Below are 11,804 nucleotides of genomic sequence, written 5' to 3' on the forward strand. Positions count from 1 at the left end.
GCTTCTCGCACCTCCGACGTACCTCCGTGACAAGGACACGCATGCCTTCTGCCGTGCGCTTCGGCGTCAACTACACCCCGAGCGAAGGGTGGTTCCACCACTGGCTCGACTTCGACCTCGACTCCGTACGCGCCGACCTCGACTCCATCGCGGCGATCGGCCTCGACCACATCCGGGTCTTCCCGCTGTGGCCGTACTTCCAGCCCAACCGCACCCTGATCCGCCCCAGGGCCGTCGAACAGCTCGTCCGGCTCGTCGACGCCGCCGCCGAACGCGGCCTCGACGTCAACGTGGACGGCCTGCAAGGCCACTTGAGCAGCTTCGACTACCTGCCGGCCTGGACCCGGACCTGGCACCGCCGCAACCTCTTCACCGACCCGGACGTCCTCGACGGCCAGGCCGCCTACCTGCGCACCCTCGCCGCCGCCCTCGCCGACCGGCCGAACTTCCTCGGCATGACCCTCGGCAACGAGGTCAACCAGTTCTCGGCGGGCCCGCACCCTGATCCCGACCGCGCCGGCGAGGACGAGATCGACCGGTGGCTCACGCGCATGCTCGCCGCCTGCGAGGAGGGCGCCCCCGGGCGGCTGCACCTGCACGCCGAGTACGACGCCACCTGGTACCAGGACGACCAGCCGTTCACGCCGGCCCAGGCGGCCCGCCGCGGCGCCGTCACGGCCGTGCACTCCTGGGTCTTCAACGGCACCGCCCAGCGCCACGGCCGTACCTCGGTCCCGTCCGAGCACCACGCCGCCTGGCTCGTCGAGCTGAGCAAGGCGTGGTCCGACGAACCGCATCGGCCCGTCTGGCTCCAGGAGGTCGGCGCCCCCGCGCCGCTGGTCCCGCCCGAGCACGCCGCCGCCTTCACCGCGGCGACCGTCACGAACGCCCTGGACTGCCCCGACCTGTGGGGCATCACCTGGTGGTGCTCCCACGACGTGTCCCGCGAGCTGGCCGACTTCCCCGAACTCGAATACGGGCTCGGCCTGCTGACCAACGACCGCAAACCGAAGGACACGGCCCGGGTGCTGGAGCGGGCGGCCCAGCAGGCGCCGCGGACGCCCGAGCCGCGCACGACGGCGCTGGTCGTCCCCGCCGATCCGGGCTCCCGCTCGCTCTGCGCACCGGGCGGCCCGGTCTTCGACGCCTATTTCCGGCTGGTCGCCGACGGCGCCCGCCCCACCACCGTCCTCGATGTGCGCGCCGCCGACCACGCACACCTCGCGGCGCGCGGCATCACCGAGGTCGTCGCTCCCGATCAGGTACTCCCCACCCCACAAGGAGGCACCCGCTCGTGAAACCCACCAGACGCACCGTCCTCATCGCCGCCGCCACGGCCGCGATGCTCCCCTCGTCCCCGGCGGTGGCGGCACCACGGCCCAAGGCCGCCGCCCTCCAGCCGTACGCGTCCTACTGGTACCCGGATTCGCTGCCCTCCGGCAGCCCCGGCACCGGCATCACCTGGCGCAGCCTGAAGTCCTGGCGCCCCGCCGACGACGCGGACCTCGCCTTCAACGCCTCGACCGTGCCGCTCGCCCCGCGCTTCACCCCGGCCCCGGCCAACACGACCGCACGTTCGGACCAGGCCAGGATCCAGTCGCTGGTCTCCTTCGGGCCCACCGCGAGCAACCCCTCCCAGGGCTCCGCCACCGCCGACTACTACGCCCTCACGCACTGGGCGTACATCGACGAGCTGGTGTTCTGGGGCGGATCCTCCGGCGAGGGGCTGATCCTGGCCCCGAACGCGCCGATCGTGGACGCCGCCCACCGCCACGGCGTACCCGTCCTCGGCAACATCTTCCTGCCGCCCGTCGCCTACGGCGGCCAGTTGCAGTGGACCCGTGACCTGGTGCAGAAGGACGCGGCCGGACGGTATCCGCTGGCCGACCGGCTGGTCGCGGTCGCGGCGGCGTACGGCTTCGACGGGTGGTTCGTCAACGCCGAGACCAGCGGCGGGAACACCGCCCTGGGCACCGACATGCTCGGCTTCCTGCGCGAGCTGAAGACGCTCGCCAAGGCCAAGGGGCAGCGGGTCACCTGGTACGACTCGATGACCGTGAACGGCAGCGTGAGCTGGCAGGGCGCGCTCAACTCGCAGAACGAGCCGTTCTTCCAGGCCGCCGACGACATGTTCGTCGACTTCCGCTGGACGGCCGCGAAACTGACCTCTTCGGGCCAGCGGGCCGGACAACTGGGCCGCGACCGCTACGAGTTGTGGGCCGGCGTCGACGTCGAGTCGAACGGCTGGAACTCGTCCGTGAACTGGGACGCCATCGTGCCCCGCGACAAGGCGCACGTCGTGTCGGTCGGCTTCTACCGGCCCGAGTGGACCCGCAACCACCTGCCGGCCGACGGCCGGACGCCGGGCGACTTCCACGCCGCCGACGACCACTTCTGGACCGGGCGGTCACTGGACCCCTCGCGCCCCGACACCACGGACAGCTGGCGGGCACCGGCCGTGTCCGTAGCCGACCGGTCGACGGTCACCTCGATGCCGTTCGCGAGCGTCTTCAACACCGGGCACGGGCTGCGCTGGTACGAGGACGGGCAGGTGACGTCCGACGCCCCCTGGAACCATCTCGGTCTCCAGGACCGGCTGCCGTCCCGCCGCTGGGTCGTGCACACCGACGGGCAGCGGCCCGCGGTGACCTTCGACTTCGCGGCCGCGTGGCGCGGCGGGAGCAGTGTGCTCGTCGACGGGGCACTGGACCGGCCGACCGTACTGGACGTGTATGCGACACGGCTGCCCGTCACCGCCGACACGGTCGTCGAGCTGACCCACCGGGCCGACGCGGGCGCGGTGAAGGTCGAGCTGGCCGTCGCCACCGCCGAACCCACCACGCCCGGTGCGACACCGCCGTACACCTACTACCCCGTGACCTCGGGCAGCGGCTGGCAGACCACGACCGTACGGCTCACCGGCCTGGCCGGCACCGTGCGCGCGATCGGCGTCCGGCTCACCGCCGCCGGCGCCGGCCAGGTGCGGTGGCGGCTGGGCGGCATCGCCGTGCGGAACGCCCCGCAGACACCGGCGGCGCCCTCCGGCCTACGGATCACCGCGGCCTCGGGCGGCGACCTGCGTCTCGCCTGGAATCCGGCCTCCGGCGACGTACGCCACCACACCCTGCACCGCCTCCTGCCCGACGGCACCCGGCGCTTCCTCGGGGGCACCTGCCAGAGCGCGTACTTCCTCGGCGGCCTGAAGCCGGAACAGGGCGAGCAGGAGGCACGGTTCGAACTGCGTGCCGTAGGGGAGCTGTACACCACGTCGGCCCCCGTGACCGTCACCCACCGCTGGTAACCACCCGCCCGGACGACCTACGGAGCACCCCGCATGCATGACGACCGCAACCTGGTCGAAGCCCGCCTCAAGCGCGTCCTCGACGAGCGCATCCGCCCAGCCGTGTACCCGGAGTCCGTGCCGCTGGACGTGGCGGTGTGGCACGCGCCCGGCGAGCCGGTGCCCGTCGCCGAGGGACTCGCGGCCGAACCCGAGCCGATCGAGGTGGGCGCCCGCTGGGGTGCTCCGTGGGGCACCAGCTGGTTCCGGGTCACCGGGACCGTGCCCGAGGCGTGGGCGGGCAGGACCGTCGAGGCCCTGCTGGACCTCGGGTTCGACGAGAACATGCCCGGCTTCCAGTGCGAGGGCCTGGTCTACCGGCCCGACGGCACCCCGGTGAAGGGCCTCAACCCCCGCAACCAGTGGGTGCGCATCGGTGCCCCGGTGGAGGGCGGCGAGGAGGTGCGGCTGCACATCGAGGCGGCCTCCAACCCCGTCATCCTCGACTACCACCCCTTCCTGCCCACGCAGCTGGGCGACAAGGAGACCGCCGGCAGCGAACCCCAGTACAGACTGACCCGGATGGATCTCGCCGTCCTCGACGAGAACGTCTGGCAGCTCGTCATCGACCTGGAGGTGCTCGGCGAGCTGATGGCCGAGCTGCCGGTGGAGTCGGCGCGGCGCTGGGACATCCTGCGGGCGGTGGAGCGGACGCTCGACGCGATCGACCTCCAGGACGTGAACGGCACGGCGGCGCGGGCCCGGGAGCAACTCGCCGAGGTGCTCGCCGTGCCCGCCGTGCCGTCCGCCCACCGCATCAGCGCCGTCGGACACGCGCACATCGACTCGGCATGGCTGTGGCCGCTGCGCGAGACGGTGCGCAAGGTGGCCCGTACGACGTCCAACATGACCGCGCTCATCGAGGACGAGCCCGACTTCGTCTTCGCCATGTCCCAGGCCCAGCAGTGGGCGTGGGTGAAGGAGCACCGGCCCGAGGTGTGGGCGCGGGTGAAGAAGGCGGTCGCCGACGGCCGGTTCGTGCCGGCGGGCGGCATGTGGGTGGAGTCGGACACCAACATGCCGGGCTCGGAGGCGATGGCCAGGCAGTTCGTGCACGGCAAGCGGTTCTTCCTCGACGAGTTCGGCGTCGAGAACGACGAGGCGTGGCTGCCCGACACCTTCGGCTTCGCCGCGGGACTGCCGCAGATCATCAAGGCGGCGGGCTCCAAGTGGCTGCTGACGCAGAAGATCTCCTGGAGCCAGACCAACAAGTTCCCGCACCACACCTTCCAGTGGGAGGGCATCGACGGCACCCGGATCTTCACGCACTTCCCGCCCGTCGACACCTACAACTGCTCCATGAAGGGCAGCGAGATCGCCCACGCGTCCCGCAACTTCAAGGACAAGGGCAGGGCCCGGCACTCCCTGGCGCCCACCGGCTGGGGCGACGGAGGCGGCGGCACGACCCGCGAGATGATCGCCAAGTCGGCCCGGCTGCGCGACCTGGAGGGCTCGGCCACCGTCGTCTGGGAGACCCCGGACGCCTTCTTCCGCAAGGCCGAGGCCGAGTACCCCGACGCGCCCGTCTGGGTCGGCGAGCTCTACCTCGAACTGCATCGCGCCACCCTCACCAGCCAGGCCAAGACCAAGCAGGGCAACCGCCGCAGCGAACACCTCCTGCGCGAGGCGGAACTGTGGGCCGCGACCGCCGCCGTCCGCGCCGGATTCCCCTACCCGTACGAGGAGCTGGACCGGATCTGGAAGACGGTGCTGCTGCACCAGTTCCACGACATCCTGCCCGGCTCGTCCATCGCGTGGGTGCACCGTGAGGCCCGCGCCACGTACGAGCGCCTCGCGGGCGAGCTGAACGCCGTCATCGACTCGGCCCAGCGCGTCCTGGCGGGCGAGGGCACGACCGAGCTCGTCTTCAACTCCGCCCCGCACGCACGCGAGGGTGTCCCGGCGGGCGGGGCACGACTCCCGGCGACCGAGGGCCGGACATCGCTCGCACCGCGCCCCGACGGCGGCTTCGTCCTCGACAACGGCCTGCTGCGCGTCGAGATCGACGCCCGGGGCCTGGTCGTCTCGGCGTACGACATCGAGGGCGACCGCGAGACGATCGCGCCGGGCGGCGCCGCAGGTCTCCTCCAGCTGCACCCCGACTTCCCGAACATGTGGGACGCCTGGGACGTCGACGCGTTCTACCGCCACACCGTCACCGACCTGACCGGCGTGGACGAACTCGCGGCCGGTGCGGACGGGGCGTCGGTGCGGGTCACGCGGTCCTTCGGCGACTCCCGCGTCACCCAGCACCTGTCGCTCGCACCGGGCGACAAGCGGCTGCTGCTCGACACGGAGGTCGACTGGCACGAGACGGAGAAGTTCCTGAAGCTGGCCTTCCCGCTCGACGTGCACGCGGAACGGTACGCCTCGGAGACCCAGTTCGGGCACTTCCACCGGCCCACCCACACCAACACCAGCTGGGAGGCCGCCAAGTTCGAGGCCTGCAACCACCGCTTCGTCCACGTCGAGGAGCCCGGCTGGGGCGCCGCCGTCGTCAACGACTCGACGTACGGCCACGACGTGACCCGCACGGTCCGCACCGACGGCGACCAGGGCACGACCACCACGGTCCGGGTCTCGCTGCTGCGCGCCCCGCGCTTCCCGGACCCCGAGACCGACCAGGGCGTCCACCGCTTCCGGCACGCCCTGGTGCCCGGCGCGGGCATCGCGGACGCGGTGCGTGAGGGCTGGCGGATCAATCTCCCGGAGCGGCGGATCACCGGCGGGGGAGAGGTGTCGCCGCTGGTGACGGTGGACCGGGACGCCGTCGTTGTCACCGCGGTGAAGCTGGCCGACGACGGCAGTGGGGACGTGGTGGTCCGCCTCCACGAGGCGCACGGTGGCCGGACACGGGCCACCCTGACGGCGGACTTCGAGGTCGCGGACGTCTCGGCGACGGATCTGCTGGAACGTCCGCTGCCGGAGCCGCCGTCGCGCGAAGGGGCGCGCGTCGCGCTGCGGCTGCGCCCCTTCGAGCTGGTCACGCTGCGGTTGCGCCGCTCGTAGGCGCACGGACGGGTGGCGGCGGGGCGTCGGGCTGAGGTGATCAAGCAACTGTCCCCACACTCGAGGGGGTGGAGTCACAACTCACCCCCTGGAGGCACATTTGAAGCTTGTCACGCGGGCTCAGCTCGGCTGGCCGACATCCGCCGCACCCACCCAGACATCGACCAAGGGCGTGAAGGTCCACTACGAGGGCGCACCGGTCAGTGTCCAACTTCTCGATGACCACGACCTCTGCATCGCCAAGTGGAAGAAGATCCGCGTCGACCACCTGGCGAACAAGAAGGAGAACTACTCGGACATCGCCTACAACTACGGCGCCTGCCCGCACGGCTTCCTCCTGGAGGGCCGCGGCCTCGGCAGACGCACCGGGGCGAACGGCAACCAGGACCTCAACCGCGGCCACTACGCGATCATGGGCCTGGTCGGCTCGGAAGGGCTGACCAAGCCGACGGACGCGATGCTCGGGGCGATCCGCGACGGCATCGAGCTGCTGCGCAGACATGGCGCAGGCAACGAGATCAAGGGACACCGGGACGGCCTCGCCACGGAGTGCCCCGGCAAGCACCTGTACGCCTGGGTGCAGCAGGGCGCCCCACGTCCCGGCGGTCCGACGCCGGAGCCCGGCCCGCGCCCCGTGATCGATGTGTCCAAGGTGGTCGCGGCGGCCCTGCACGATCCGGCCGAGGCCGGCACGCCCGTGTCGTACGCCGGGGTCAAGACCGTGGAGAAGGCCCTCGTCGCGGAGGGCCTTCTCGCCGCGCACCTCGCGGACGGCCACTTCGGCACCGCGACCGTCGAGGCGTACGCCGACTGGCAGCGCCGCTGCGGGTTCACCGGCGACGACGCCAACGGTATTCCGGGCTTCACGTCACTGGAGCAGCTCGGGCGGCAGCACGGCTTCGACGTGAAGGCCTGACGCGGCCGGGGAGCGGGGCGGTTCCACTCACCGGTGGGTGACTCACCGGCAGGTGAAGGGAACCGCCCCGGTCAGCCGAGCTGTGCCCGCAGCCACTCCTCCACCTCGCCCACATGCGCGGCCGCCGCGGCCCGCGCCGCCTCCGGATCGCGGGCCACCAGGGCCCGGTGGATCGCGGCGTGTTCGCGGCGGGTGCGCTCGAAGGCGCCCTCCTCCTGGTAGCCGCGCCAGACGCGGGCACGGAAGGTGCGGGAGGAGAGGCCCTCCAGGATCGCCGCCATGGTGTCGTTGCCCGCGGCCACCGCGATCTCACGGTGGAACGCCAGGTCGTGCGCGAGGATCTCCTCCGGGTCGTCCGTGGCGTTCATCGCGGCGAGGTGCTTCTCGACCTCCGCCAGCTGATCCGGCGTGATCCGCGCCGCCGCCAATGCCGTCGCCGTGGACTCCAGGATGCGGCGCACCTCCAGCAGCTCCACCAGCCGCGGGCCCCGGGACAGATCGGCGACCACGCCGAACGTCTCCAGCAGGTCGCCGGCCTCCAGCTGTGTGACGTAGATGCCCGAGCCGTGCCGGGCCTCCAGCACGCCCAGCACCGTCAGCGCGCGGATCGCCTCCCGCATCGAGCTGCGGGACATGCCGAGTTGCGCCGCCAGATCGCGCTCGGTCGGCAGCCGCTGCCCGGGCTCCAGCCGGCCCTCCGCGATCATCGCCTTGATCCGCTCGATGGCGCGCTGCGTCACGGTGCCCTTCTGCGGGGCCGTCTCGTCCACGTTCACGCCGTTCCTCCTGTCACCGGTGCGCGCAGTCTAACCAGCGAGGTGGTCCGACCAATACCGTCTCGATGCTGGAAAATCTGCCGCTGGAGGGTGTTCCTCCCCGGAAGTGGTCTGATAAATATGCGGGCACCTGCTCGAACCATGTGCTCGAACACGCTCAACGAGGAGCCGCCAGATGCCCGGCACTACAGCGCGGAAGCAGAACAGGTCACGGAAGGTCGGAGCGGTGTGCGCGGTCGTCGGCGCCTCGCTCGTGCTCGCCGCCTGCGGCAGCACCAAGGACACCGGCGCGTCGAGCGCCGAAGGCGGCGGCAGCGGCAAGGTCGGGGTGATCCTGCCCCTGCTGACCTCGCCGTTCTGGCAGTCGTACAACGACTACGTGCCGAAGATGGCCGACTCCGAGGGCGTCGACGCGCTCAAGACGGTCAACTCCAACAGTGACCCGTCGCAGCAGATCACCGACATCAACAACCAGCTCAACCAGAACGTGAAGGGCCTCGTCGTGGCCCCGCTGGACAGCGCCGCCATCGAGGCCGGCCTCGACCAGGCCGAGCGCAAGGGCGTGCCGGTCGTCGCCGTCGACGTGGCGCCCGACAAGGGCAAGGTCGCGATGGTGGTGCGCGCCGACAACGTGGCCTACGGCGAGAAGGCCTGCCAGTACCTGGGCGAGCAGATCCCGTCCGGCAAGGTCGTGCAGATCATGGGCGACCTCGCCTCGGTCAACGGCCGCGACCGCTCCGAGGCCTTCCGGGCCTGCGTGAAGAAGAACTTCCCCAAGCTCAAGGTCCTGGAGATACCGGCCAAGTGGGAGTCCGACACCGCGGCCTCCAAGCTGGACACCCTCCTGAACGCCAACCCCGACATCAAGGGCATCTACATGCAGGCCGGCGGCGTCTACCTCGCCCCGACCCTGCAGACCCTGAAGTCCAAGGGGATGCTGAAGAAGGCCGGACAGGACGGACACATCACGATCGTCTCCAACGACGGCATCCCGCAGGAGTACGACGCCATCCGCAAGGGCGAGATAGACGCGACCGTCTCCCAGCCCGCCGACCTGTACGCCAAGTACGGCATGTACTACATCAAGGCGGCGATGGAGGGGAAGAAGTTCCAGCCCGGCCCGACGGACCACGACTCCACGATCGTGAAGCTGCCCAGCGGCATCCTGGAGGACCAGCTGCCCGCGCCGCTGGTCACCAAGGACAACGTCGACGACCCGAAGCTCTGGGGCAACACGGTCAAATGACGACGCCACTCGTACAGGCGCGGGATATCGTCAAGCGCTACGGTCCCACCACCGCCCTCGCCGACGGACGGCTCACCGTCCTGCCCGGCGAGTCGCACGCCCTCGTCGGCCGCAACGGCGCCGGCAAGTCGACCCTGGTCCAGATCCTCACCGGACTCCAGGCCGCCGACGAGGGCGAGGTCCGCTTCGACGGCGAGCCCGCACCCCCGCTCGCCGACCGTGACGCCTGGCGTCGCAAGGTGGCCTGCGTCTACCAGAAGCCAACCGTCGTCCCCGAGCTGACGGTCGCCGAGAACCTGTACATCAACCGGCAGCCGCTCAACCGCGGCATCATCAGCTGGCGCAAGCTGCGCTCGGAGGCCGCCGAACTCCTCGCCACCTGGGACGTGCACGTCGACCCGGAGGCCCGCACCGCCGACCTCAAGGTCGAGGACCGGCAAATGGTGGAGATCGCACGGGCGTTGAGCTTCGGCGCCCGCTTCATCATCCTCGACGAGCCGACCGCACAGCTCGACAAACGCGAGATCGAGCGGCTGTTCACACGGATGCGGGCGCTCCAGGACTCCGGCGTGACCTTCCTGTTCATCTCGCACCACCTCCAGGAGGTCTACGAGGTGTGCCAGGCCGTCACGGTCCTGCGTGACGCCCGCTGGATCACCACCGCCCCGGTCGCCGAACTCCCGCGCCGGGCCCTGGTGGAGGCCATGGCGGGGGAGTCCCTGGAGGCCATCGCCGAACAGGCCGTGGACCCCAGGGACGTCGACCACGACGCCCCCGTCCTGCTCGAAGCCCGCGGGCTCACCTCACCGGCGTACGAGGACATCGACCTCACCGTCCGACGGGGCGAGGTCGTCGGGCTCGCCGGGATCAGCGGCAGCGGCAAGGTGGAACTCGCCGAGTCCTTCGCGGGGCTGCACACCCCGACCGGCGGTACGGCACAACTGGGCGGCGAGCGGCTGCCGTTCGGGAATGTGGGAGCCGCCCTGAAGGCGGGCGTCGCCTGCGTGCCCCGTGACCGGCACGACCAGGGCCTCGTCGCCGGCATGACCATCGGCGACAACGCCACCATGAGCGTCCTGGAACGGCTCGGCCGCTTCGGCTTCGTCGGCACCGAACGCAAGCGCGGCCTCGCCACCGCCCTCATCGAACGCCTCGACATCCACACCGAGGGCCCCGACCAGCCCGTCTCCGACCTGTCCGGCGGCAACGCGCAGAAGGTCGTCATGGCCCGCGCACTGGCCTCCGACCCCCGGCTGCTCGTGCTGATCAACCCCACCGCGGGCGTCGACGTGAAGTCCAAGGAGTCCCTGCTGGCCCGGGTGGACAGCGCCCGCGAGGACGGCATCGCCGTGCTCGTCGTCTCCGACGAACTCGACGACCTGCGCCGCTGCGACCGCGTCCTCGTCCTGTTCCACGGCCGTGTCGTCGCCGAACACCCGGCCGGCTGGCGCGACCACGAGCTGATCGCCTCCATCGAAGGAGTGGACCACCATGGCTGACACCAAGGCCCCACCGGCCCTGCCCCTGAAGGTGCCGGACGCCCGTGCCGCCAGGACCGTCCTGCTCCGCCGCGCCCGCGAACTCGCCCTCGTCCCGGCGCTGTTGCTGCTCCTGGTGCTCGGCGCGGTGGTCAACGACTCGTTCCTCACCGAGCGGAACCTGATCTCGATCCTCGGCGCGTCTGCCGCGCTCGCGATGGTCGTGCTGGCCGAGTCGCTGGTCCTGATCACCGGCAAGTTCGACCTGTCCCTCGAATCCGTCGTCGGCATCGCGCCCGCCGTCGGGGCGCTGCTCGTGCTGCCCGCCGCGCAGTCCGGCTGGGGCACCGAACTCCCCGCCGCCCTCTCCCTGGTGGCGATCCTCCTGGTGGGCGCCGCCGTGGGTGCCTTCAACGGGATCCTGGTCGTGAAGTTCAAGCTCAACGCGTTCATCGTGACACTCGCGATGCTGATCGTCCTGCGCGGGCTGCTGGTCGGCGCGACCAAGGGCAAGACCCTGTTCGGGATGCCCGAGAGCTTCTACTCCCTGGCCACCACCACCTTCATCGGCATCCCGATGTCGGTGTGGCTCGCGGCCGCCGCCTTCGCGATCGCCGGGTTCGTCCTCAAGTACCACCGCATCGGACGCGCCCTGTACGCCATCGGCGGCAACGCGGACGCCGCCCGCGCGGCCGGCATCCGGGTCGAGCGCGTGATGCTCGGCGTGTTCGTCGTCGCGGGCACCCTCGCGGCCGTCGGCGGGATCATCCAGACCGGCTACGTCGGCGCGATCAGCGCCAACCAGGGCAACAACATGATCTTCACCGTGTTCGCGGCCGCGGTGATCGGCGGCATCAGCCTCGACGGCGGCAAGGGCACCATGTTCGGCGCCCTGACGGGCGTGCTCCTGCTGGGCGTGGTCCAGAACCTGCTCACCCTCGCCCAGGTCCCGTCGTTCTGGATCCAGGCCATCTACGGCGGAATCATCCTGATCGCCCTCATGATCGCCCGTGTCACCACGGGCCGGGCCCAGGACTGA

Annotated in this window: 8 protein-coding genes; 7 read left to right on the forward strand and 1 reads right to left on the reverse strand. The window is 71.1% G+C overall.

All coding sequences use genetic code 11. The features are described 5' to 3' along the window. Window positions 1-41: 41 nt before the first annotated feature. From PGH47_RS37545 to PGH47_RS37560, 4 genes are all read left to right on the forward strand, one after another. Window positions 42-1,298: a glycoside hydrolase 5 family protein gene (locus PGH47_RS37545; RefSeq protein WP_271667144.1), complete on the forward strand. Its 1,257-nt coding sequence runs from the start codon at window positions 42-44 to the stop codon at window positions 1,296-1,298. Next, complete coding sequence (locus PGH47_RS37550) at window positions 1,295-3,301, forward strand: endo-beta-N-acetylglucosaminidase (RefSeq protein ID WP_271667145.1); 2,007 nt, start codon at window positions 1,295-1,297, stop codon at window positions 3,299-3,301. The genes PGH47_RS37545 and PGH47_RS37550 overlap by 4 nt, the downstream gene beginning before the upstream one ends. 33 nt (window positions 3,302-3,334) lie before the next feature. Then, window positions 3,335-6,349 carry an alpha-mannosidase gene (locus tag PGH47_RS37555; RefSeq protein WP_271667146.1) on the forward strand — a complete coding sequence of 1,005 codons (3,015 nt, stop codon included), beginning with the start codon at window positions 3,335-3,337 and terminating at the stop codon, window positions 6,347-6,349. A 100-nt stretch (window positions 6,350-6,449) separates the two neighbouring features. Continuing rightward, a complete protein-coding gene (locus tag PGH47_RS37560; RefSeq protein ID WP_271667147.1) occupies window positions 6,450-7,265 on the forward strand; it encodes an N-acetylmuramoyl-L-alanine amidase in 816 nt (271 codons plus the stop codon). Between the two features lie 71 nt (window positions 7,266-7,336). Here PGH47_RS37560 and PGH47_RS37565 read toward each other — a convergent pair whose 3' ends face one another. Beyond that, complete coding sequence (locus PGH47_RS37565) at window positions 7,337-8,035, reverse strand: FadR/GntR family transcriptional regulator (protein WP_107908672.1); 699 nt, start codon at window positions 8,033-8,035, stop codon at window positions 7,337-7,339. A gap of 181 nt (window positions 8,036-8,216) precedes the next feature. Between PGH47_RS37565 and PGH47_RS37570 the strand changes: the two genes are divergently transcribed. Genes PGH47_RS37570 through PGH47_RS37580 form a run of 3 tightly spaced genes read left to right on the forward strand, consistent with a single transcriptional unit; the run spans window position 8,217 to window position 11,804 of the window. Then, complete coding sequence (locus PGH47_RS37570; RefSeq protein WP_271667148.1) at window positions 8,217-9,287, forward strand: sugar ABC transporter substrate-binding protein; 1,071 nt, start codon at window positions 8,217-8,219, stop codon at window positions 9,285-9,287. Continuing rightward, window positions 9,284-10,786, forward strand: coding sequence for a sugar ABC transporter ATP-binding protein (locus PGH47_RS37575; protein WP_271667149.1), 1,503 nt, complete (start codon window positions 9,284-9,286; stop codon window positions 10,784-10,786). The genes PGH47_RS37570 and PGH47_RS37575 overlap by 4 nt, the downstream gene beginning before the upstream one ends. Then, window positions 10,779-11,804 carry an ABC transporter permease gene (locus tag PGH47_RS37580; protein WP_271667150.1) on the forward strand — a complete coding sequence of 342 codons (1,026 nt, stop codon included), beginning with the start codon at window positions 10,779-10,781 and terminating at the stop codon, window positions 11,802-11,804. The genes PGH47_RS37575 and PGH47_RS37580 overlap by 8 nt, the downstream gene beginning before the upstream one ends.

This window comes from Streptomyces sp. HUAS 31, assembly GCF_028198125.1.
GTDB classification, from domain to species: Bacteria; Actinomycetota; Actinomycetes; order Streptomycetales; family Streptomycetaceae; genus Streptomyces; species Streptomyces chartreusis.